The sequence below is a fragment of the Streptomyces sp. GL_148 genome (genome assembly GCF_057834205.1).
In genome coordinates this window covers 3891578-3913687 of record NZ_CM174396.1, presented here as the reverse complement: position 1 = coordinate 3913687, position 22110 = coordinate 3891578, and the positions used below count along the sequence as shown (strand labels likewise).

The window sequence follows — 22110 nt, the reverse complement described above, 5'->3', positions numbered from 1 at the left end:
GCGTTTCGGGGTGGGTCGGTCGGTCAAGGGTGGCCGAAGGCCATCGCGAAGCGACGCGACCGCAGGGAGCGCCCTTGAGGGACCGGCCCGCACCGAAAGGACACTGGACTGCCGGGACGCCCCCCGAAACCCCACGCAGCCAAGGACCGGCCCGCAGCCCAAGCCCATCCCCAATCCCCAATCCCCAACCCCCAACCCCCTACCCCGCCTGCAACGCCAGCGTCGGCGACAGCTTCGCCGCGCGGACCGCCGGGTAGAGGCCGGCCACCGTGCCGATGGCCAGGGTTGCTGCGAAGCCGCCTGTGACGGCCCAGAGGGGGATCACCCAGGGGAGGTCGCCGGCTCGGGCGTACACCGCCGTGGCCGCGCCGCCCAGTGCGATGCCTGCCAGGCCGCCCAGGCCCGACAGGAGCAGGGACTCCGTGACGAACTGGATGCGGATCTGGCCCTTGGTGGCGCCCAGGGAGCGGCGCAGGCCGATCTCGTGGCGGCGTTCCAGGACCGAGATGATCATGGTGTTGGCCACCCCGACCCCGCCCACGAGCAGGGCGATGCCGCCCAGGCCGAGGAGGAGGGTGCTGAAGGCGCCCTCGGTGGCGGCCTTCGCCTGGAGGGCCGCCGACGGGTCCGTGACCGAGACCGTGCTCGGGCTCTGCGGGTTGGCCGTCTTGGCGATCAGGTCCCGGACCTGCTGGACGCGGTCGTCGGCGGAGCGCTCGTAGACGGACGTGGGATGGCCGTCGAAGCCCAGGATGCTCTGGGCGGCGTCCCAGCCGATCAGCGCCGCGCGTTCGATCTCCGGCGCGAGCGGGATCGGGTCGAGGATGCCGATGACGGTGAAGTACTGGCCGCCGATGAAGACCTGCCCGCCCGGCCCCGTGATGCCCAGGCGCTCGGCGGTGACGTGCCCGAGGACCACGGACGGGTAGCGGCCCGTCGCGTCGTTGAGCCAGCTCCCGCTGTGCATCCGGGCCCGCAGCGTCTTCAGGAGCTCGTCCTTCGCAGCCTTGAGGGCGATGCCGTTCGTCTCCTCCTTCGGAATGTTCTCGCTGCGGCGGACGGACTCCATCACGTCGCCCGTCGTGCCGACCGATTCGACCCCGTCGATCCGGGCGATCATGCCGGGGGCGTCCTTCGGCAGCTTGGTGTCCTGTCCGGAGAACATCGACGGGGCGGGTGTGGCGACCATCATGTTCGTGCCGAGCTTGTCGAGTTCCTGGAGCAGCTTGGCCTGGCTCGACGAGGAGATGCCGACGACCGCGATCATCGTCGCGATGCCGATCGCGATCCCGAGCGCGGACAGGAACACGCGCATGGGCCGCGAGCGCAGCCCCGCCGATCCCACGTGGAACACGTCGCGGGGGCCCAGCCGGGGAGGTGACAGCTTGCGCGCCCTCCTGCCGGCGGCGCGCGCCTCCTTCTCGGCCGCCTCGGCCGCGCGGGACTTCGTACGGGAACCGGAACCCATTACGCGCCCACCCCCAGCGCGTCCGCGTTCCACAGGTCCGCCACGATCTCGCCGTCGCGGATGCGGACCTGCCGGGGCAGGCTCGCCGCGATCTCGTTGTCGTGGGTGATCACGGCGATGGTGGCCCCGTCCTGGTTGAGCTCGTGCAGCAGTGCCATCACCGACTCGCCGGACGCCGTGTCCAGGGCGCCCGTCGGCTCGTCGGCGAGCAGCAGGTCCGGTTCGCCCGCCACCGCGCGGGCGATCGCCACGCGCTGCTTCTGTCCGCCGGACAGTTCGTGCGGCCGGTGGTCCATTCGGTCGCCGAGGCCGACGCGCTCCAGGGCGCGTTCCGCCCGCCGTCCGCGTTCGGCGCGGGACAGGCCGGAGTACAGCAGCCCTTCGGCGACGTTGGCCCGGGCGCTGATGCCGGGGACGAGGTGGAAGGACTGGAAGACGAAGCCGACGTGGCGGGAGCGCAGGGCGGAGAGGGAGCGGTCGGAAAGGCTCGCGATGTCGTACCCGGCGATGGCGACGCGGCCGGCGGTCGGCCGGTCCAGCGTCCCCACGATGTGCAGGAGCGTGGACTTTCCCGATCCCGACGGTCCTACGATGGCGAGGAGTTCGCCGTTCAGGACGGTGAGGTCGACTCCGCGCAGGGCCGCGACCCCGCCGGGGTACTCCTTGGTGACTCCGGTCAGTTCGACGACCGCGTGGGCGTGCTTGTTCATGACGAGGGGACTCCTACGAGCATGCCCTCCTTGAGGGCGTCCCCCTTCACCTCCACCCGGCCCTGGCCGAACATGCCGAGCTCGACCTTGACCTCGCGGACCGTGCCGTCCTCGACGACCTGGACTCCGAAGCCGCCCTCGGCGAGGGCGAGGAGCGAGTTGACCGGTACGGAGAGCACCGCCTTGCGGACCTCGCCCGTCAGGCTCACCGAGACCGGGGACCGGTCGGGGCCCGTGGCCTCGGCGGGGTTGTCGAGGGCGATGTCGACGTCGACCTTCGGCTTCTTGTCGCCACCGCCGCCACCTCCGCCGCCACCTCCGCCCCCGCCGCCCGAGGACGGGTCGTCGCCGTTGGCGGTGGCGCCGACCGAGCTGATCTTGCCCTTGGCGGTGCCCCCGCCGGGCAGGCTCACGGTCACCGGGTCGCCGGTCTTGACCTTGCCCGCCTTGGCCACGTCCAGCTGCACGCGGACCATCCGCTCGGTGCCGGTCAGGGTCATGACGGGCTTGCCGGCGGCGGCCTCGTCGCCGACGGCCATGTCGTTCTTCTGGATCCGCTGGGGTCCGGAGGCGAAGGCGATGTCGTCCTTGCCGACCTCGCCCGTCTCCTTCACCTTGTGGGACTTCTGCCAGCGCTCGACGGCGGTGGCCGTCCCGGCGGTGAAGGTGCCGTCCGAGGTGTCCAGGCCGGTGCCGAAGCCGAGGGCCTGGAGGTTCTGCTTGAGCTGTTTGACGTCCTCGCCCTTGTCCCCGGACTTCAGGGACCGGTACATGGGCGTGGCGCCGTACATCAGGCGCACCGGCTTGCCGTTGACCTCGTAGAGCTTGCCGTCGCGCTCGACGGAGGATCCGGCGGGCGCCACCCAGGTCAGGGTCGCGGAGCCGGGGCCCGACCCGGACCCCGCCCCGCCCGAGCCGGAGGCTCCGCCGGTCCCGCCGGTCCCGCCCGTCCCGCCCGCCCCGCCCGCCGAGTCCGCGCCCACCGCGTTGAGCTTGCGTTCCTTCGCGAAGCCGAGCGTCCCGTCGACCTTGAACCCGGAGGTCAGGTCGCCGCGCGTGACCGGCGACGTGGCCCCCGGCAGCCCGCCCGCACGGCCCTGCTTCGAGCCGTCGCCGCTACCGTCGCCACCACTGCCGCCGCTGCCGCCGTCCGTCCCGGCCTGGGCGACGACCGCGTACCCGCCGCCCGTGACGGCGAGTACGACGGCCAGCGAGCCCAGGAGCCACCTCCCGCGCTTCCTCACTGGTCGGCGCTGCACTTGTTCAGCTGGGCCATGAAGGCGTCCTTGTCGGCGCCCTCGGGTATGGAGAACCCGGTCCGCGCGTTGCCGTTGAACTCCGGGTCCGGCATGTCGAAGCCGTTGTCCCGCATGCACTTGGCCTGCTTCAGGGCCTTGTCCTTCTCCGCCTGCGGGATCTCGCCGCCGGAGCCGGGGCCCTTCATCCCGCACTTGTCCATGGCCTTCTTCAGGACCTCCTGGTCCATGCCCGCGCCGAGCGTCATGCCGCGCGGGTCCTCGCCGGGCTTCGGGTCCGGCATGTCGACACCGTTCTCGCGCAGGCACTTGCGCATCTTGAGGGCGTTGTCGGCGTCCGCGCCGCCACCGCCACCGCTGCCGCCCGCGCCGCCCGTGCCGCTCGAGTTCGAGGAGTCCTTCTTCTCGTCCTTCTTTCCGTCCGAGCCGCCGGCGCCGCCCGTGCACGCGGTGACGAAGAGGGTGAGGCCGGTGAGGAGCGCGGCCGTGGTCATGGTCGTGGATCGCTTCATGGGCCCGAGACTGCGCGAACAGCGGGTTTCGCTTCTCTAACGGCTCGTGCTTACAACGGCGAAATGTCGCTCTCCGGTAAAGAGGACGCCATGCGAGTTCTGGTGGTGGAGGACGAGGAGTTCCTGCGGGAGATGATCGCCGAGGGGCTCCGGGGTGACGCGCTGGCCGTCGACGAGGCGAGCGACGGCCTGGAGGCCTTGAGCCGCCTGCGCCTGGGTGCGTACGACGTCCTCGTCCTCGACCGCGACCTGCCCGGCCTGCACGGCGACGAGGTCTGCCGCCAGGTGGTGCGCGAGCGGCTGCTGACCCGCGTCCTGATGCTGACGGCCTCGGGGACCGTACGCGACCGGGTGGAGGGCCTCGGCCTCGGCGCCGACGACTACCTCACCAAGCCCTTCGCCTACGACGAGCTGCTCGCCCGCGTCCTGGCGCTGGGGCGGCGCGCCCAGCCGGCCCTGCCGCCGGTGCTGGAGCGGGCCGGGGTGGCCGTGGACGTCGCGCGGCGCACCGCGACCCGCGAGGGGCGCAGGCTGGCGCTCTCCCGCAAGGAGTTCGCCGTGCTGGAGTCGCTGCTGCGCGCCGAGGGCGCGGTCCTCAGCAGCGACGACCTGATCGAGCAGGTGTGGGAGGAGGACACCTCGTACAGCACCAACGCGGTACGGGTGACCCTGAGCAAGCTGCGCGCCAAGCTGGGGGAGCCGCCGCTGATCGAGACCGTCCCGGGCGCCGGATACCGGATCGGTGATCCACGATGAGAGCAGTGCTCCACTCCGAGCGCGCCCGTCTCACCGTCCTCTACGGCTCCCTGCTGCTCCTCGCCGGCGGCGGTCTCATCGCACTGATCAACATCCTGCTCCGCAACGGCCTCTACAGCCGCATCAGCGGCGCCGTCATGACCACCCGGCCCGCCTTCGAGGGCACCCCGCCCCCCGTCGTCCCGGGCCAGCGGGTCCCCGGACCCGTACCCGCCGAAAGGCTCGACCCGGGCACCGGGCTCATCCCCGGCACCGGAACCGCCCCGACCCCCGAGCAGCTCTCCCAGTGGCAGGCCACCCGCACCCTCACCACCGCCGTCGAGCAGGCCACCCTCCACGAGCTCCTGGTCGTCTCCCTCCTCGCCCTCGCCGTCTTCGCCGTCCTGTCCATCTGGCTGGCATGGTGGATGGCCGGCCGGGTCCTGCGCCCCGTCGGCGTGATCACCGAGACGGCCCGGCGCCTGTCCGGCGCGAACCTCCACGAGCGGATCGGCCTCCAGGCCCCGCCCGGCGAACTCAAACGGCTGGCGGACACCTTCGACGGGATGCTCGACCGGATGGAGGACCTGGTCGGGGCGCAGCGCCGGTTCGCCGCGAACGCCGCCCACGAGCTGCGCACCCCGCTCGCCGTCCAGCGGGCGGCCGCCGAGATCGGGCTGGCGGGGGAGCCGCCGCCGGAGAAGGTGGCCCGGATCCGTTCCAAGCTCATCGAGGTCGCGGACTCCAGTCAGCACCTCGTCGAGTCGCTGCTCCTGCTCGCCGTCTCGGAGGAGGGCCTGGAGGCGACGGAGCCGGTGGACCTGGCGGGGCTCGCGGAGGCGGAGCTGGCGGGCATCGAGGGGACGGCCCCTCAGGACCTGGCGGTCGTACGGGATCTCGCGCCGCTGACCGTCGCGGGCGACCGGACGCTGCTGGGCCACCTCGTACGGAACCTGCTGGCCAATGCCGTACGTCACAACCGCGCGGGCGGCCGCCTGGAGGTGGCGACCTCCCGGGAGGGGGTGCTGACGGTCTCCAACACCGGTCCGGTGATCGAGCCGGGGGACGTGCCGCGGCTGCTGGAGCCCTTCCGGCGGCGGGCGGAGCGGCAGCATACGGCGGGCGAGGGCGCCGGGTTGGGGCTCTCGATCGTCGCGTCGATCGCGCGGGCGCACGGCGCGGAACTGACGGCGCGGGCCAACCCGGCGCCGGGCGGCGGGCTGATGGTCAGGGTCTGGTTCCCGGACGCGCCACCGGCGGCGCGACCCGCCGAGGAAACGCCGGGCGCTTGACCGGTCAACAAAAATGAAGATCGGCTGTGTACGGTCGGGTCAATGAGCAAGCACGCCCGAGCCGGCTCCCGCGCGTCCCGTCCGTCCCGCACGCCCGGGGCGTCCGGCCCGACCCGGCGCTCCCGCGCCGGAGGTGCGCGGCGCGCCGGGGGCGCCCCGCGCGGTTCCCGGCGTGCCCGCGGCTCGCGCCCGCTCGCCCTCGCGGCCGCCCTGGGCCTGCTCGGCTTCGGCGCGGGCTGGGCGTACCTCGCCCAGGACCCGCCGGCCAACGCCGCGGCCCTGGCCGCCGCCGACGCCCGGCCGCCGGCCGAGGAGCGGGCCGCGCGGGCCGCCGAGCGCGACCCCTTCCAGGGCCTGCCCGAGGTCAGCGAGCAGACCCGGGCGAAGATCCCCGCGGACGCCCGCCAGCTCATCCTGGTCACCGGCAAGGCCAAGGACTCCTCGGAGTCCACCGCGGCCCTCTACACCCGCCCGGCGACCGGTGCCGACTGGCTGAAGAGCGACAGCTGGCCCGCGCGCAACGGAGCCAAGGGCTGGTCCACGGAGCGTACGTACGGGGACCTGACCTCCCCCGAGGGCGTGTTCGCGCTGACCGACGCGGGCGGGCTGCTGGCGAAGCCGGCGGGCACCAAGTTCCCGTACGACCAGGACGGCTCCTTCGTGGCGACGGGCCGCGGGGTCAACGGCGAGTCGCTGCGAGGCTCCTTCGACTACGTCGTCGCCATCGACTTCAACCGCAAGTCCGGGGTGAGTCCCCTCGACCCGACGAAGCCGGAGGGCGAGGAGAAGGGCGGCAACATCTGGCTCCACGTCGACCACGACGGCCCCTCGCAGGGCTGCGTGGGCATCCCGAAGGCCGCGATGCACAAGGTCCTGGCGACCCTCGACCCGGCGGCGAAGCCGGTCATCGTGATGGGGCCGCGGGGCTTCTGACGGTCCCGCCGGAGTAGTCCCCGCCCGCCGGGTTCTTGGCCAGCAGCGCGACGTAAGCGAGGTCGAAGACGGCGCACAGCAGCCCCAGCCCGAGGATGAACGGCGCGTCCTCGATGACCCCGAAGAGGAAGGTCGGCGCGAGCGTGCCGAGCCATTTGGCGACCGCGATGACGAGGGACTGTCCGAGCGGGCCCCGCCGGCTCGTATAGAGGGCGATGAACAGCCCCGACATCAGCAGGTTCTGCAGGAACGCCGAGTACCGGCTCGCGTCGTGCGCGCCGAAGTGGGCGAGGAAGAGCCACTGCACGGCGAAGGCGCTCGCGAAGACGAGGACGCTCCAGAAGGCGAACAGCGGCCGGGTCACGAAGCGGGGCAGCTCGGCCCGCCCGTAGCGCAGGTACGTGTACACGATGACGATGTCGGCGACCGCCCACACCACGTTGACGACGCCCTGGGCCGAGAGGCCGGTACGGAACTCGTTGACGGCGTAGGTCGATTCCCACGCGAAGTTCAGCGCGAGCGCCGCGACCGGCATCGCGTACGTCCGGTCCCGCAGCCCCACCCGGATCGCCTCGACGTACACGAGGGTCCACGCCACCCCGCTGACCAGGGTCAGAAACAGTTCCACGCGCGGCACCCTAGCGGTCGGCCCCGCGCTCGCACATCCCTTCGTGCGCGGCCTATCCGTGGCTCCGCCGTCACATCCTGATGCCGGTGGCCCACGGGTCCCGGCGGAAACAGGCCAGGGCTAGAATCCACACACTCGAATCCGCGTTCCAGGGGGGCCGGCTCCTGCGGGCCTGTGAGAACGCGGCTGTGCCACACACATCCGGGGGGATCTGTGACCCTTTCCGTTCCGCGTGCCGTCCGCGGCGCGCTCCTCGCCGCCGCCACGGCGCTCGCCACCACCGCCGGCCTGCTCGGCGGCGCCTCGGCCGCCCAGGCGGCCAGCGGTTACGACCGCTGTCCCTGGGGCGAGGTCTGCGTGTTCAGCGGGCCCGTCGGCACCGGCGAAATGAAGATCGTCAAGAGCAGTCTGGCCCGCCTCGGCACCTGGGACAACCGCATCAGCTCGCTCGTCAACAGCAGCGAGTACACGGTGTGCGTCAGTTCCGAGCCCGACTACGGCTGGGAGGGCGCCACCCACTACTACAGCGGCCGGGTGTCCTTCGACGAGAGCTCGCGCCCGGACCTGGACGACGCCATCAGCTCGATCGAGCTCCTGCCGGACGCCGAGGACTGCGGGACCTTCGCCACCTACCCGTCCTGGTGGTGGAACGAGGAGCCGCAGACGCGTCCCGCTCCCACGGCCGCCGAGACGGCCTTCGGCGACCTCGACGGCGACGGCCGCACCGACCTGCTCGGCCGCAACCGGTACGGCGCGCTCTGGTCCGTGACCGCGGCGGAGGACAACAAGACCCACCGCCTCGGCACCGGCTGGAACGCGATGACCCAGTTGCTGCGCCACGGCGACTACAACACGGACGGCAAGGAAGACGTCTTCGCCCGGGACAAGGACGGCGCCCTGTGGTTCTACCCGGGCACCGGCTCGGCCCTCGGTACGCGCGTCGGGCTCGGTGGCGGCTGGAACGCGATGCGCGACCTCGCCGCGGTCGGCGACCTCACCGGTGACGGCAAGCGGGACCTGCTCGCCCGTGACACGGCCGGTGTGCTGTGGTCGTACCCCGGCAACGGCAAGGGCTCGTTCGGCACGCGCAAGAACCTCGGCGGCGGCTGGGGCGTGATGAACGAGCTCGTCGGCGCCGGCGACATGAACTCCGACCGCATCTGCGACCTCGTGGCCCGTGACACGTCCGGGCGGCTCTGGTTCTACCCGGGCAACGGCCGCGGCGGCTTCGGTGCGCGCAGCCTGATCGGCACCGGCGGCTGGAACGGCTTCAAGGAGCTGGTGGGCGTCGGCGACTACAACGGCGACGGGCGACCCGACCTCCTCGCGCACTCGTACAGCGACAACTACCTGCGCCTGTACCCCGGGACGGGCGCCAAGGACGGCCACCTCGGCGGCGCGAAGGTCATCGGCAGCGCCTCGGACGCGCACCTCGTGTTCTGAGCCCGCGGCCCGGCCACCCGGTTCGCACCACCCCCTTCAGTCTTCAGACCTCGCAACTCAGTTCAGAACGGACTGCCTTCCTCATGACCCGACCCGGTTCCGGATCCCGTCCCCTGCGCCGTCCCCTGCGCCGCGTCCTCGGCGCGGCCGTCGCCACGGCCGCCTCGCTGGCCGCCCTGGTCACCGCCGCGCCCACCGCCGCCGCGGCCGAGAACTACGAGCGCTGCCCGGCGGGCAAGTTCTGCGTCTTCACCGGCGACTACTTCACGGGCGAGATGAAGACCTTCTCGTCCCCCCAGGCCTCGCTCGGCACCTGGGACAACAAGATCTCCTCGCTGGTCAACAACAGCGGCCTGTACGCGACCGTGTACCCGGACGCGAACTTCTCGGGCGACTACCTCTACGTGACCCCGTACAACGGCCCCAACGACCTCAACGGTTCGATCATGGGCCGGTTCGACAACGCGATCAGCTCCATCCGGATCGCCACCACCTCATACGAGGCCATACAAGGCGTCCCGTACATGGACTGGACGCCCTGGCCCGACCAGCCGCGGCCCGCGCCGGTTCCGGCCGTCGCGAACTTCGCCGACCTCAACAACGACCGCATCGCCGACCTCCTGGAGCGTGCCGACGACGGCCGCCTGTGGTTCCTGCCCGGCACGAGGGACGCCCAGGGGCGTGCACAGGGCAAGTTCCTCGGCAGCGGCTGGAACGCCATGACCCAGCTCGTCCGCCACGGCGACTACAACGCGGACGGCAAGGAGGACGTCTTCGCCCGCGACAAGGCCGGCGTCCTGTGGTTCTACCCGGGCCTCGGCACCGGCGCCCTGGGTGCGCGGCTGAGCCTGGGCGCCGGCTGGAACGCCATGCGCGAGATCAGCGCGGCCGGCGACCTGACCGGTGACGGCCGAGGCGACCTGCTCGCCCGCGACACGGCCGGTGTGCTGTGGATGTACCCGGGCAACGGCAGGGGCTCGTTCGGCACGCGCAAGAACCTGGGCGCCGGCTGGGGCGTCATGAACCAGCTCGTCTCGCCGGGCGACCTGTCCGGCGACGGCCGGGCGGACCTCCTGGCCCGGGACGGCTCGCGACGACTGTGGCTCTACCCGGGCAACGGCGCGGGCAGCTTCGGCGCGCGCAAGCAGCTGCCGTACTCCTGGCCGTCGGACTCCCCGATCGTGGCCACCGGCGACTCCACCGCCGACGGCATCAGCGACGTGATGCGGCCCATCGACTGGCAGGCCTTCGTGTACCCGGGCACCGGAACAGGCAGCCTGCGCGGCCCGGAGGCCAACATGGGCTGGGACACGGCCGACCGGGTCCGCGTCTTCTGACCCGAGGGGCTGCGGCCCCGAGTGTTCCGAACTCCGGGTGTTCCGACCCCGACTGTTCCGACCCCGCGCCTCCGGGCGCGGGGTCGGACGTGTTTCCGGGCCCGTTCTCCGGGCCCGTCTTCGCGCCGCCCCCTTGCCTGACGACCCGTCAGCTACGACGATGGCCCCCGCACCGGTATGACGAATCGGCAGTCGAGGACGAGGCGGGTACGGCCCATGGCGCGCGTGTTTCCTGAAGGTCGGCTGGTCTACGGGATGCAGCTCCCGATCCAGTCGCAGAGCACCATCTACGCCGAGCCCTGGGAGGCCACGGCCGGCGCGGCCGATCTCGCCGCGGTGGCCGGGGCGGCCGACCGGGCCGGCTTCGGCTACGTCGCCACCTGCGACCACGTGGCCATCCCGCGGCACATGGCCGGCCCCATGAGCACCATCTGGTACGACCCGGTGGCCACCCTCTCCTTCCTGGCCGGGATCACCGAGAACGTGCGGCTGCTGAGCCACGTCGCGATCCTGGGCCTGCGCCACCCGCTGCTCAGCGCCAAGCAGTACGCGACCGTCGACCACCTCTCCGGCGGCCGGCTGATCCTCGGCGTCGGCGCCGGGCACGTGAAGGAGGAGTTCGAGGTGCTCGGCGTGGACTTCGCGCGCCGCGGCGCCGTCCTCGACGAGACCCTCGACGCGCTGCGCGCCGCCCTCGGCCCGGAGGAGTACCCGGAGTTCGAGGGCGAACTGTTCTCCTTCAAGGACCTCGGGCAGCTTCCCCGCCCCGTCCAGTCGCGGATCCCCGTCTGGGTGGGCGGCTCCTCGCCCGCCGCCGTCCGCCGGGCCGCCGTGCGCGGCGACGGCTGGCTCCCGCAGGGCGACCCGCTCGACAAGCTCCCGGCGCAGATCGCCCGGATCAAGGAACTCCGCGCCGAGGCCGGGGTCACCGGACCGGTGGAGTTCGGTGCGATCACCGCGCCGCTGTACGTCGGCGAGCCCGGCTGGGACACCGGTCGGCGGACCCTCACCGGCAAGGCGGAGGCGCTCGCCGAGTCGCTGCGCGCGTACAAGGCGATCGGCATCGACCAGATACAGGTCCGCTTCCGCAACCGCGACCGGGCCGAACTCATCGACCAGATCACGGCTTTCGGGTCCGAAGTGGGCCCCCTCCTCAACGATTAGCGACTAGCGACTAGGGGTCAACGCATGGGCAAGCCAGGCAAGCTGGACGGACGCGTCGTCATCATCACGGGTGCTGCGCGCGGCCAGGGCGAGCAGGAGGCCCGGCTCTTCGCCGCGGAGGGCGCCAAGGTGCTCCTGGGCGACGTGCTGGACGAGCAGGGCGCGGCGGTCGCGAAGGAGATCGGCGAGGACCGGGCCCGGTACGTACGGATGGACGTGAGCCGGGAGGAGGACTGGGCTGCCGCCATCGCGGCGGCGAAGGAGGCCTTCGGCCCGGTCAACGGGCTGGTCAACAACGCGGGCATCCTGCGCTTCAACGAGCTGACCGCGACCCCGCTGGAGGAGTTCCAGCACGTGGTCCAGGTCAACCAGGTCGGTGCCTTCCTCGGCATCAAGTCGGTGGCCCCGGAGATCGAGGCGGCCGGCGGCGGCACGATCGTCAACACCTCCTCGTACACGGGCCTGACGGGCATGGCGTACGTGGGCACGTACGCGGCGACCAAGGCGGCGATCCTGGGCCTGACGCGGGTGGCCGCGCTGGAGCTGGCCGCGAAGAACATCCGGGTCAACGCGATGTGCCCGGGAGCCGTGGACACCGCGATGGCCACTCCGGGGAACACCAATCCGGCGGACCTGCCCCAGGAGGCCCGGGACGCCATGGCGGAGCTCTACAAGCGCGTCGTGCCGATGGGCCGGGTGGGACAGCCCGAGGAGATAGCCAAGCTGGCGCTGTTCCTGACCAGTGAGGACTCCTCGTACATCACCGGCCAGCCGTTCGTGATCGACGGCGGCTGGATGGCGGGCGTCAGCATCCTCTAGCGGCCGTCGAGTACCCCCGTGGCTGTATCTGATGGAGCGTCAGGTATTGACGCTCCCGCCCTCGCGATGGAACAGTCGTGACATCGAATCTGACGCAACGTCAGAAACAGAAGGACGGTGAATCCCCTTGGAATTCGGGCTCTTTGTGCAGGGATACGTGCCTGAGGCACGGTCCAAGGTCGACCCCGAGGCAGAGCACAAGGCGCTGATCGAGGAGACCGAGTACGTCATCCAGGCGGACAAGTCCGGGTTCAAGTACGCCTGGGCCTCCGAGCACCACTTCCTGGAGGAGTACTCGCACCTGTCGGCGAACGAGGTGTTCCTCGGGTACCTCGCTCACGCCACCGAGCGCATCCACCTCGGCTCCGGCATCTTCAACCCGCTCGCCCCGGTCAACCACCCGGTCAAGGTGGCCGAGAAGGTCGCCATGCTCGACCACCTCTCCAAGGGGCGTTTCGAGTTCGGCACCGGCCGCGGCGCCGGCAGCCACGAGATCCTCGGCTTCCTTCCCGGCATCGAGGACATGAACGGCACCCAGGAGATCTGGGAAGAGACCATCGCCGAGTTCCCCAAGATGTTCCTCCAGGAGGAGTACGAGGGGTTCCAGGGGAAGCACTGGTCGCTCCCGCCGCGCAAGATCTTCCCCAAGCCGTACGGCAAGGCCCACCCGGCCATGTGGTACGCCGCCGGCTCGCCCTCCTCGTACGCCATGGCCGCCAAGAAGGGCCTCGGAGTCCTCGGCTTCAGCGTCCAGAAGGTCTCCGACATGGCCTGGGTGCTGGAGCAGTACAAGACCGCGATCCAGGAGGCGAAGGCCATCGGCGCCTTCGTCAACGACAACGTCATGGTCACCTCGACCGCGATCTGCGCCGAGACCCACGACAAGGCCGTCGAGATCGCCGTCAACGCCAACATGAACCGCTTCCAGTCGCTGGTCTTCCGCTACCACGACACCTTCCCGCGCCCCGAGATGATCCCCGAGTGGCCCGAGATCCTCCCCGAGTACAACGCGGAGATCATCGAGCTGCTGATCGCCGAGGAACTGCTCATCTGCGGCGACCCCTCCGAGGTCCGCGCGCAGTGCAAGCGCTGGGAGGAAGCCGGCGCCGACCAGCTCTCCTTCGGTCTGCCGACCGGCGTCTCGCCCGAGGACACGATGACCACCATCAAGCTCATCGGCGAGCACGTCATCCCGCACATCGACACCGACCCGGTGCACCGCACCACGCGCTTCCGCGAGGCTTCGGGCGCCTGAGGAACGGGGGCGGCGTCTTCCCGGACCGCCGCCCCGCAACCGGCCCCGGCCGGAGGTCGTACGGAGGCCGCGGCCGGCCGAAGACCCCCGACCGGGGCCCTGGGCTGCGGCGCTGCACGTGCGGCGCCGTTGCCGGGGACCAGCCCCCGGACCCCCGCTCCTCAAACGCCGGAGGGGCTGAAAGATCCGGGGCTCCGCCCCGCACCCCGCTCCTCAAACGCCGGAGGGGTTGGATTTGGCAGGAGTCGGCCCGCACATGAGCGCCGGGGGCTGGGAAAAACCAGCCCCTCCGGCGTTTGAGGAGCGGGGTCTGGGGCGGAGCCCCAGGACACGGCGCGCAACGCGAGAACCGGCAGAGAGGACGTCATGCTCGACCATCTGATCAAGGGCGCCACCGTCGTGGACGGGACCGGCGCCCCGGCCCGCGTGGCCGACGTAGGGATACGCGACGGCCGGATCGCCGTCATCGCGGAGCCCGGCACCGTCGCCGAAGAAGCCAGGAGCACCGAGGACGCGACCGGCCTCGTCCTGACCCCCGGGTTCATCGACCCCCACACGCACTACGACGCCCAGCTGTTCTGGGACCCGTACGCGACCCCCTCCATGAACCACGGAGTGACCACCGTCGCGGGCGGCAACTGCGGATTCACCCTGGCCCCCCTCAACCCCGCCCGCCCCGAGGACGCCGACTACACCCGCCGCATGATGAGCAAGGTCGAGGGCATGGCCCTGGCCGCACTCGAGGAGGGCGTCGACTGGACCTGGTCCACCTTCGGCGAGTACCTCGACGCACTCGACGGCCGCATCGCCGTCAACGCCGGTTTCATGGTCGGCCACTGCGCGCTGCGCCGGCACGTCATGGGCGAGGACGCCGTCGGCGGCCAGCCCACCGAAGAGCAGATGCAGGCGATGCTCGACCTGTTCCACGACGCCATGAACGCCGGCGCCTGGGGCCTGTCGACCACCCAGTCCTCCACCCACTCCGACGGCTCCGGCGCGCCCGTCGCCTCCCGGCACGCCAAGCCCGAGGAGCTCCTCGCGCTCTCCCGGGCGGTCGCCGAGCACGAGGGCACCCAGCTCGAAGCGATCGTCGCGGGCTGCCTCGACCAGTTCGCCGACGAGGAGATCGACCTCTTCGTCGAGATGAGCGCGGCCGCCGGACGGCCCCTGAACTGGAACGTGCTCACCATCGACGCCTCCGTCCCCGAGCGCGTGCCGCGCCAGCTGATCCCCAGCGAGCGCGCCCGCAAGGCGGGCGGCCGCATCGTCGCGCTGACGATGCCGATCCTGACCCCCATGAACATGTCGCTGGGCACCTTCTGCGCCCTCAACCTCATCCCCGGCTGGGGCGAGATCCTGGGCCTGCCCGTCCCCGAGCGCATCGCGAAACTGCGCGACGCCGACGTGCGTGCCGAGATGCTGGTCCGCGCGGCCAGCAAGGAGGCCGGGGTCTTCCGGCGGCTGGCCAACTTCGGGCGCTACGTCATCGGCGACACCTACAGCGAGACGAACGAGGGCCTGTCCGGCCGCGTCGTCAACGACATCGCGGCCGAGCGCGGCCAGGACGCCTTCCAGTGCCTGGTCGAGATCTGCGCCAACGACGACCTGCGTACGGTGCTCTGGCCCATGCCGACCGACAACGACCCGGCGAGCTGGGCGCTGCGCGCCGAGACCTGGCAGCACGAGGACGTCATGCTCGGCGGCTCCGACGCCGGCGCCCACCTGGACCGGATGTGCGGAGCCCCGTACACGACCCGGTTCCTCGGGGACTGCCTGCGCGGCCGCAAGCTGGTGCCGCTGGAGCAGGCGGTACGGATGCTCACCGACGACCCGGCCCAGCTGTTCGGCCTGCGCGAGCGCGGCCGGATCACCGAGGGCTTCCACGCGGACCTGGTGCTCTTCGACCCGGAGCGCATCGAGGCGGGACCGGCCACGCTCGTGCACGACCTGCCCGGGGACAGCCCGCGGCTGGACGCGCGGGCGATCGGCATGGTGTCCGTACGCGTCAACGGCGTGGAGACCATCCGCGACGACGAGGTCACGGGGGCGATCCCGGGGATCGTGCTCCGTTCGGGCCGGGACACGAGGACGGTGAGCACCAGGTGAGCAGCGCTACGGACAACCCGCAGAAGCTCTACATCGGCGGCGAGTGGGTCGAGCCGGCGGGCGGCCACTACGACGTGGTCAACCCGGCGGACGAATCCGTCGTCGGCCTGGCGCCCGAGGCCTCGCGCGGCCAGGTCGAGGACGCGGCGCGCGCCGCGGCCGCGGCCTTCGAGGGCTGGTCCCGGACGATGCCGGAGGAGCGGGCCGCGATCCTGGACCGGGCCGCCGACATCATCCAGCGGGAGTACGAGCCCTGGGCGGCGCTCGCCCAGGCCGAGACGGGCGCCCCCACGGGGATCGCGCGCGGCATGCAGGTCGGGGTGGGCGTGGCCCGCTTCCGCCGGTACGCGAAGGGCGCGCTGGAACCGGTCGAGCGCGGGCTGCCGCCGCAGGTCACCGAGGCGGGCCCGATGGGTGCGGCGAGCATCCTCGGCGCCCTGGAGGTGCGCCAGCCGGTCGGGGTCGTCACCTGCATCACCTCGTACAACAACCCGTGGGCCAATCCGGCGGGCAAGGTGGCCCCGGCGCTGGCCATGGGCAACACGGTGGTGGTCAAGCCGGCCCCGCAGGACCCGCTGTCGGTGTTCCGGATGGCGCAGGCGCTGCACGAGGCCGGGGTCCCGGCGGGCGTGGTGAACGTGGTCTCCGGTACCTCGGTGGAGGTCGGCGAGGCGGCCGTGGACTCCCCGGACGTGGACATGGTGTCCTTCACCGGCTCCACGGGCGTCGGGCAGCGCATCGCCGAGGTCTGCGGCCGCACGATGAAGCGGCAGCTGATGGAGCTGGGCGGCAAGGGTGCGGCGATCGTCCTGGCGGACGCCGACCTGGACGCGGCGGTGATGGGGATCGGCACGACCTTCTCCTTCTACTCCGGGCAGATCTGCACGGCTCCGACCCGGGTGATCGTCCACCGGTCGGTGTACGAGCAGCTGGTGGAGAAGCTGCAGGGCTACCTGGCCTTCATGAAGGTCGGCGACCCGTCGGTGCGCGGCACCGTGGTGGGCCCGGTCATCTCGGCGGCGCACCGGGACCGCGTGGAGTCGTACATCGAGCTGGGCAAGAAGGAGGGCGCCCGGATCGCCTTCGGCGGTGAGCGGCCGGTGGTCGGTACGGAGGGGAAGGGCTTCTACGTGGCCCCGACCCTGCTGGTCGACTGCACGAACGACATGCGCGTGGTCCGGGAGGAGATCTTCGGGCCGGTCGTGGTCGTGGTCCCCTTCGACGGAGCCGCCGGAGACGACGACGAGGCGGTGGCGCTGGCCAACGACAGCGACTTCGGCCTGATCAGCTACGTGTGGTCCGCGGACGCGGCGCGCGCCTTCCGCGTGGCGCGGCGGCTGCGGGCGGGCGGGGTCGGGGTGAACACCATCGGGCGGAACATGGAGGCGCCGTTCGGCGGCTTCAAGCGCTCGGGGGTCGGCCGGGACGTGGGCTCGTACGCACTGCACGCCTACAGCGAGATGCAGTCGATCGTCTGGACGACGTAGCGGGTACTAGGAGTGGGCGCGAGGCGGGGACCCGTTCACGGGCCCCCGCCCCTGGCTAGTGCTGTGACCGGAAAGGTTCACCGGGTCGCGACGCCCGGCACGGCACCTCGCCGCGTTGTCGGACCACGCCGGTACGTCCAGTACGAGGCGCGGTCCTCCGCCTTGCGATGCACCGCACCGAACGCCGCGACCCGGCAAACCTTTCCGGCCACAGCACTAGCGGCCCTTCCCGAAGCTCCTCGGGTCGGTGGTCGCGAGCCGCTCCAGCGCGGCGGCCGACTGGACCTCGGGCGGACGGCCGTCGTCCGGCAGCTCCCAGTGGAAGTACCGCCGCGATCCGCCCTCCGTTTCGGGTTCCGGCGGAAGGCTGAAGCCCACGTCCACCGTGTCCGGCTCGCGCCAACTGGTGCCGACCCAGCCCGGTGTGACGTCCCATCGGGTCAGCAGATCCGGGCGCTCGCGCAGACCGGCCTTGATCAGTCGGGCCGTGTTCCGCGCCGGCCAGCACCAGGAGTGGTCCCGCTCGGCACGCCTGACCTCGGCTTCGTACGCGGCCGCGTCGAAGCGGTGCTCGGGCGGAGTCGGCCCGGCTGTCCCGCGCCACTCGCCCCACACCACCTCGGCGCCGTCGCGGCGGATGGTGACGTACAGCGCCCCGCAACAGCCCTCGGTGCAGCCGGCCTCGGCGAGCTGCACCTCCCGAGGCTCGGCCCCGGCTCGGAGTCCGCCGGTGTCGAGCAGATACTCGGGGCAGTGGGCGGGGCCCTTGTCGAACAGCTGAGGCAGCAGGGGTAGGCCGTCGACCAGGATTCGGGTCTCGACGGCGGGGGAGTCGGCGGGCTCGTCGACGACCACCTCGATACGGAACCGCTCCCCGGCCGCGGCGCGGACGAAGGGCTGCCTCCCGGTTCGCCGGATCCACGCGGCCGTGCGACGGCCGTCGTCGCTGTCGTCGGCCGCTCCGGCGGACGGCAGCCGACGTTCCAGCAGCTCCAGCACCGCGTCCCGCTCGCCCGGCGGCCAGTCGAGCAGCCCGCCAGGGCCGCTGTGCAGGTCGAGGGCGACCGACAACAGCAGCGCGTGGTGGTCCAGGGTCGCGGGAAGCAGGTCCGCACGCGCGGCCAGGGCCTGGTACGTCACCCTGGCCGGCCCGTAGTCGAGGATGTCGGCCCGGTGCTCATGATGGCCGGCCATCCGGTGCAGCAACCGGCCGGCGGCGGCGAGCAGGGCGCCGTCCTCGGGGTGCGCGCGAAGGAGGCCCTCCAGGTCCGCGGCCTCGGCGATCCGCCGGGCGAGCCACATCACCTCCCGTTCGTGCGACAGGTTGACCAGCGCGGTCCGTACGGCTTCCGTGTCCCCGCCGGCGACGGCCTGGATCAGCGGAGTCAGCGCCCCGGCCCTGCTGCGGTGGGCGAGCAGCAGCAGCGCGGCCGCCTGCCGGTCGAGCGGGTCGAGCGCGGCGGCAGCCACCTGGCCGAGGCCGCGCAGGAGGCCGAGGATCTTGAGATGGGGCACGTCCTCGGGTTCACCGAGGCGGATCAGCAGGGCCAGGCCGACGCTGACGGCCGCCATGCTCGTGCCGGTACGGGTCAGCCGTCGGGCAGTGCGCCGGGCGCCGGCCTCGTCCTTCAGCGGCAGCCTTCCGACGTGCGCGCGGAGGGTTCGGTACGGCATCCGCAGCGCATCGGCGGCGAGGTGGACGGCTTCGGCTGCCCGTACGGGATCCGGATCGGCCAGCAACGGGGTGAGGGCGGCAGCCACCTCGTCCCCCGCCTGAGCCCAGGTCAGGTCGCTGCGGCTGGGTTCGGGTGGTCCGTCGGGCAAGGGGTGGCCGCGGCGCGGGAACGGGCCGTCGGCGTCGACGCCCTGTCGGAACAGGGCGTAGTCGTACAGCGAGGTTCCGGGAGTGAGCGGGACGCGCTCTTCGCGGACGCTCACAGGGCGGGGTGGGACTCGATTCCGTAGGTCATGGGGGGAGCCTGCCAGGCCTGGTCAGGGCGCGTCCAATGAAAAAACGGCCTCGCCCCGCACCCGGCCGTTGACCTGGAGCTGCACCAGGTGTTCGCCGGAGTGGTAGCGGCGGGTGGTGATCGGCTTGAAGGAGTGGCGCTTGGTGCCGGTGAGGGTTTCGCCCGGGCCCAGTGTGCGGGTGGTGAGTTTGAAGACCTTGGGGGTACGGGTGCCGTTCGCCTTGGTGTGGTGGACGACGTAGTCCACCACCAGTTCGGCCGGGAGCGGGCCGGGGTTGGTGACCGCGTAGTCGAAGGCGAGGTACTCGCCCACGGCGATCCGCGGGGTGGTGACCACCGGCCCCTTCACGGCGACCGGGACGTCGGGGGAGTGCCCGAGGAGGGTCAGTGCCTCGGGCCGCCCTGCCTTGATCAGGGTGCGCAGGCCGTGCCGTACGACGCGATTCGTCGTCCCGGTCGGCGCGGCCGCGGCCAGCCAGCGGCCGGCGGTCTCCACCGCCGTCCCGGGGTGGTCGCGGCTGATGTCGTTGAGGTGGTTGGCCACGGAGCGGCGTACGTACTCGGAGTCGTCGCGGTAGAGGGCGTCGAGCAGGGGCAGGGCCGGTCGCGGGTCGGCGACGAAGGCCGGCAGCTGCGGCGCCCACGGCAGCCGGGGCCGGGTGCCCTCGCTGGCGAGCCGGCGTACGTGAGGGTCGGCGTCGGCGGTCCAGCCGGAGATCACGGCCAGTGCCCGGGCCGGGTCCGCGCGCAGGAAGGGGCGTACGGCGGATTCCGCGGTCAGCCGTGGGGTGAGGTCGTGCAGCAGAACGAGGCCTTGCTCGAAGGCGCCGGTCTCCAGGGCGCGTACGGCCACGGCCTCGTTGACGGGGAAGGTCATCCAGCCGTCGAAGGCGGGACCGGCGAGGGCGGTGCGGACGGCCGTCTCGAAGCCGGGCCAGCCAGCGGGGAGGTCGGTGAGCACCGCATCGCGGACGGCGGCGACGCGGCCGCTGTAGCTCAGCCCGTCGAGGGCCCCCGCGCACGCCCGAACAGCCGGGGCGGAGCGCCGGCCGGCCGCCGCGGCGAGCTGCCGGGCCAGGTTGCTGACGGTATCCGCGCTGAGGAGTTCGTCTGCGGTGGGCATGGGGTCAGTCTGGTGGATGCCGCCCCGGTTTGGCCGCGCTTCCTTGCAGCCGAAAAATTGCCACGGGAAAGTTTTGAATGGGGCAAAACGGGCGTGGCTGCGGTTTCCGCATGCCGGAAGGTTTGGGCTTGGGCCTGTCGATGCGCGGATGGATGCCCGAGTGAACCTTGCATTGCAGCCACATGAACAGTCTTGATCTCGGTATTCTAAGGAATTTAGACCTGCGGAGTACCGGACTTAAGTCTTCCGGATGTGGAAAACGCAGCGTCTAACGTCCTGACTCATGACACAGATGGACGTTCGGCCCACGGTCGGAGACACGGTAAGCGGCGTAACCCCTGAGGGCGACGTACGCGGCAAGGGCCTCGGCAAGGGCTCCGTCGGCCTCGTGGGAAGTGCCGTCATCGGCATCTCCACCGTCGCCCCCGTCTACTGCCTGACCTCGGTCCTCGGCCCCACCGCTGGTGAGGTCGGCATGCAGATGCCGGCGATCTTCCTGGCGGGTTTCCTCCCGATGCTCCTGGTCGCCTTCGCGTACCGCGAGCTCAACAAGGCCATGCCGGACTGCGGCACCTCCTTCACCTGGACCGTGAAGGCCTTCGGCCCGCGGATCGGCTGGATGTGCGGCTGGGGCCTGGTGGTCGCCACGATCATCGTGCTCTCCAACCTGGCCGGCGTCGCCACCTCCTACTTCTGGCTGATGGCCGGCGAGGTCACGCACAACCCGTCGATCGCCGCCCTGGACGACAACAAGCTCGTCCACATCGTCACCTGCCTCACCCTCATCGCCGCCGCGACCGCCATCAGCTACCGCGGCATGACGGCCACCAAGGGCGTCCAGTACGCGCTGGTCGGCCTCCAGCTCGCCGTCCTCGCCATCTTCGTGGCGATGGCCTTCCAGAAGGCCTCCGCGGGCACCTTCGACACCGGCCTGGACTTCTCCTGGTCCTGGATGAACCCCTTCGCGGTCGAGTCCATGGCGGCCTTCACCGCCGGACTCTCGCTCTCGATCTTCATGTACTGGGGCTGGGACGCCTGCCTGGCCACCAACGAGGAGACCACCGGCTCCACCAAGACCCCCGGCCGCGCCTCGCTCATCGCGATGGTCGTCCTCGTCGGCTCCTACCTGGCCACCGGCATCGCCGCCCAGATGGCCGTCGGCTCCGGCGGCGAAGGCCTCGGCCTCGCCAACGAGGAGACCTCCGACAACGTCTTCGCCGCCCTCGCCGGCCCGGTGATGGGCCCGACGCTCGGCATCCTGCTCTTCGGCGCCGTCCTGGCCTCGGCCGCGGCGTCCCTGCAGACCACCTTCATCCCGGTGGCCCGTACGGTCCTGGCCATGTCCGCGTACGAGGCGCTGCCGCCCTCCTACGCCAAGGTCCACCCGAAGTTCAAGACCCCCGGCCGCGCCACGATCATGGCGGGTGTCGCCACAGGCGTCTTCTACACGGTCATGACCCTCGTCAGCGAGAACGTCCTGACCGACACGATCTTCGCGCTCGGCCTGATGATCTGCTTCTACTACTCGCTGACGGCCTTCGCCTGCGCCTGGTACTTCCGCAAGGACCTGCGCAACTCCGCCCGCGACCTCTTCTTCAAGGGCGTCTTCCCGGTCCTGGGCGGCGTGCTGCTGGCCGCGGTCTTCTTCAAGACCCTGTATGACGCGTGGGACCCGTCCTACGGCTCCGGCTCCACGCTCCCCGGCCTCGACGTCGGCAACGTCTTCGTCATCGGCGTCGGCCTGCTGGCCCTCGGCCTGGTCGTCATGTTCGTCACCGAACGCCGCAGCCCCGCCTTCTTCCGCGGCGAGGTCCTCACGAAGTCCACCCCGTCCCTGGTGGTCCAGGACTGACCCCAGGGGGCCCGGCGCCC

General features: G+C 71.6%; 18 protein-coding genes. 11 read left to right on the top strand and 7 right to left on the bottom strand.

Annotated features, from left to right (window positions below; genetic code table 11):
* Window positions 1-199: 199 nt before the first annotated feature.
* The 4 genes from AC3IYI_RS17890 to AC3IYI_RS17875 are packed head-to-tail and all read right to left on the bottom strand — an operon-like array spanning window position 200 to window position 3946.
* On the bottom strand, window positions 200-1468 hold the full coding sequence (locus AC3IYI_RS17890) for an ABC transporter permease (RefSeq protein WP_489411127.1): 1269 nt from the start codon (window positions 1466-1468) through the stop codon (window positions 200-202).
* A complete protein-coding gene (locus tag AC3IYI_RS17885) occupies window positions 1468-2178 on the bottom strand; it encodes an ABC transporter ATP-binding protein (protein WP_489411126.1) in 711 nt (236 codons plus the stop codon). The genes AC3IYI_RS17890 and AC3IYI_RS17885 overlap by 1 nt, the downstream gene beginning before the upstream one ends.
* Window positions 2175-3422: a peptidoglycan-binding protein gene (locus AC3IYI_RS17880; RefSeq protein ID WP_489411125.1), complete on the bottom strand. Its 1248-nt coding sequence runs from the start codon at window positions 3420-3422 to the stop codon at window positions 2175-2177. Before AC3IYI_RS17880 ends, AC3IYI_RS17885 begins: the two co-directional genes overlap by 4 nt.
* Window positions 3419-3946, bottom strand: coding sequence for a hypothetical protein (locus AC3IYI_RS17875; RefSeq protein ID WP_489411124.1), 528 nt, complete (start codon window positions 3944-3946; stop codon window positions 3419-3421). Before AC3IYI_RS17875 ends, AC3IYI_RS17880 begins: the two co-directional genes overlap by 4 nt.
* Window positions 3947-4036: 90 nt before the next feature.
* Here AC3IYI_RS17875 and AC3IYI_RS17870 point away from each other — a divergent pair, with 90 nt between their 5' ends.
* From AC3IYI_RS17870 to AC3IYI_RS17860, 3 genes are read left to right on the top strand one after another with little or no spacing between them, the layout of a single operon-like run.
* A complete protein-coding gene (locus AC3IYI_RS17870; protein ID WP_489411123.1) occupies window positions 4037-4702 on the top strand; it encodes a response regulator transcription factor in 666 nt (221 codons plus the stop codon).
* Window positions 4699-5973, top strand: a complete 1275-nt coding sequence (locus AC3IYI_RS17865; RefSeq protein WP_489411122.1) for a sensor histidine kinase — start codon at window positions 4699-4701, stop codon at window positions 5971-5973. The genes AC3IYI_RS17870 and AC3IYI_RS17865 overlap by 4 nt, the downstream gene beginning before the upstream one ends.
* Window positions 5974-6015: 42 nt before the next feature.
* Window positions 6016-6906, top strand: coding sequence for a L,D-transpeptidase family protein (locus AC3IYI_RS17860; RefSeq protein WP_489411121.1), 891 nt, complete (start codon window positions 6016-6018; stop codon window positions 6904-6906).
* Here the strand turns inward: AC3IYI_RS17860 and AC3IYI_RS17855 are convergent.
* Complete coding sequence (locus tag AC3IYI_RS17855; RefSeq protein WP_489411120.1) at window positions 6878-7534, bottom strand: transmembrane-type terpene cyclase; 657 nt, start codon at window positions 7532-7534, stop codon at window positions 6878-6880. The genes AC3IYI_RS17860 and AC3IYI_RS17855 overlap by 29 nt on opposite strands.
* Before the next feature lie 213 nt (window positions 7535-7747).
* On the opposite strand from AC3IYI_RS17855, the gene AC3IYI_RS17850 reads away from it, so the two are divergent.
* The 7 genes from AC3IYI_RS17850 (at window position 7748) to AC3IYI_RS17820 (ending at window position 17145) form a co-directional block, all read left to right on the top strand.
* Window positions 7748-8977: an FG-GAP-like repeat-containing protein gene (locus AC3IYI_RS17850; protein ID WP_489411119.1), complete on the top strand. Its 1230-nt coding sequence runs from the start codon at window positions 7748-7750 to the stop codon at window positions 8975-8977.
* An 83-nt stretch (window positions 8978-9060) separates the two neighbouring features.
* Window positions 9061-10314 carry an FG-GAP-like repeat-containing protein gene (locus AC3IYI_RS17845; protein WP_489411118.1) on the top strand — a complete coding sequence of 418 codons (1254 nt, stop codon included), beginning with the start codon at window positions 9061-9063 and terminating at the stop codon, window positions 10312-10314.
* Between the two features lie 216 nt (window positions 10315-10530).
* Window positions 10531-11478, top strand: coding sequence for an LLM class F420-dependent oxidoreductase (locus AC3IYI_RS17840; protein WP_489411117.1), 948 nt, complete (start codon window positions 10531-10533; stop codon window positions 11476-11478).
* Window positions 11479-11502: 24 nt separating this feature from the next.
* Window positions 11503-12297, top strand: a complete 795-nt coding sequence (locus tag AC3IYI_RS17835) for an SDR family NAD(P)-dependent oxidoreductase (RefSeq protein WP_489411116.1) — start codon at window positions 11503-11505, stop codon at window positions 12295-12297.
* 127 nt (window positions 12298-12424) lie between these two features.
* A complete protein-coding gene (locus AC3IYI_RS17830; RefSeq protein ID WP_489411115.1) occupies window positions 12425-13552 on the top strand; it encodes an LLM class flavin-dependent oxidoreductase in 1128 nt (375 codons plus the stop codon).
* Between the two features lie 366 nt (window positions 13553-13918).
* Complete coding sequence (locus AC3IYI_RS17825) at window positions 13919-15658, top strand: N-acyl-D-amino-acid deacylase family protein (protein WP_489411114.1); 1740 nt, start codon at window positions 13919-13921, stop codon at window positions 15656-15658.
* Entirely contained in the window at window positions 15655-17145 is a 1491-nt protein-coding gene (locus AC3IYI_RS17820; RefSeq protein WP_489411113.1) for an aldehyde dehydrogenase family protein, read from the top strand. The genes AC3IYI_RS17825 and AC3IYI_RS17820 overlap by 4 nt, the downstream gene beginning before the upstream one ends.
* A 216-nt stretch (window positions 17146-17361) precedes the next feature.
* On the opposite strand, the gene AC3IYI_RS17815 is transcribed toward AC3IYI_RS17820, so the two are convergent.
* Both AC3IYI_RS17815 and AC3IYI_RS17810 read right to left on the bottom strand, forming a co-directional pair.
* Window positions 17362-19083, bottom strand: coding sequence for a hypothetical protein (locus tag AC3IYI_RS17815; protein WP_489411112.1), 1722 nt, complete (start codon window positions 19081-19083; stop codon window positions 17362-17364).
* 54 nt (window positions 19084-19137) lie between these two features.
* Window positions 19138-20238: a DNA alkylation repair protein gene (locus tag AC3IYI_RS17810; RefSeq protein ID WP_489411111.1), complete on the bottom strand. Its 1101-nt coding sequence runs from the start codon at window positions 20236-20238 to the stop codon at window positions 19138-19140.
* A gap of 283 nt (window positions 20239-20521) precedes the next feature.
* Between AC3IYI_RS17810 and AC3IYI_RS17805 the strand changes: the two genes are divergently transcribed.
* Window positions 20522-22090, top strand: a complete 1569-nt coding sequence (locus AC3IYI_RS17805) for an APC family permease (protein ID WP_489411110.1) — start codon at window positions 20522-20524, stop codon at window positions 22088-22090.
* Window positions 22091-22110 lie beyond the last annotated feature (20 nt).

Excerpts from the sequence above, each read along its gene's own strand:
- AC3IYI_RS17890 (WP_489411127.1), bottom strand. The coding sequence starts at position 1,468 with ATGGGTTCCGGTTCCCGTACGAAGTCCCGCGCGGCCGAGGCGGCCGAG.
- AC3IYI_RS17885 (WP_489411126.1), bottom strand. The coding sequence starts at position 2,178 with ATGAACAAGCACGCCCACGCGGTCGTCGAACTGACCGGAGTCACCAAG.
- AC3IYI_RS17875 (WP_489411124.1), bottom strand. The coding sequence starts at position 3,946 with ATGAAGCGATCCACGACCATGACCACGGCCGCGCTCCTCACCGGCCTC.
- AC3IYI_RS17870 (WP_489411123.1), top strand. The coding sequence starts at position 4,037 with ATGCGAGTTCTGGTGGTGGAGGACGAGGAGTTCCTGCGGGAGATGATC.
- AC3IYI_RS17865 (WP_489411122.1), top strand. The coding sequence starts at position 4,699 with ATGAGAGCAGTGCTCCACTCCGAGCGCGCCCGTCTCACCGTCCTCTAC.
- AC3IYI_RS17860 (WP_489411121.1), top strand. The coding sequence starts at position 6,016 with ATGAGCAAGCACGCCCGAGCCGGCTCCCGCGCGTCCCGTCCGTCCCGC.
- AC3IYI_RS17845 (WP_489411118.1), top strand. The coding sequence starts at position 9,061 with ATGACCCGACCCGGTTCCGGATCCCGTCCCCTGCGCCGTCCCCTGCGC.
- AC3IYI_RS17840 (WP_489411117.1), top strand. The coding sequence starts at position 10,531 with ATGGCGCGCGTGTTTCCTGAAGGTCGGCTGGTCTACGGGATGCAGCTC.
- AC3IYI_RS17835 (WP_489411116.1), top strand. The coding sequence starts at position 11,503 with ATGGGCAAGCCAGGCAAGCTGGACGGACGCGTCGTCATCATCACGGGT.
- AC3IYI_RS17825 (WP_489411114.1), top strand. The coding sequence starts at position 13,919 with ATGCTCGACCATCTGATCAAGGGCGCCACCGTCGTGGACGGGACCGGC.
- AC3IYI_RS17810 (WP_489411111.1), bottom strand. The coding sequence starts at position 20,238 with ATGCCCACCGCAGACGAACTCCTCAGCGCGGATACCGTCAGCAACCTG.
- AC3IYI_RS17805 (WP_489411110.1), top strand. The coding sequence starts at position 20,522 with ATGACACAGATGGACGTTCGGCCCACGGTCGGAGACACGGTAAGCGGC.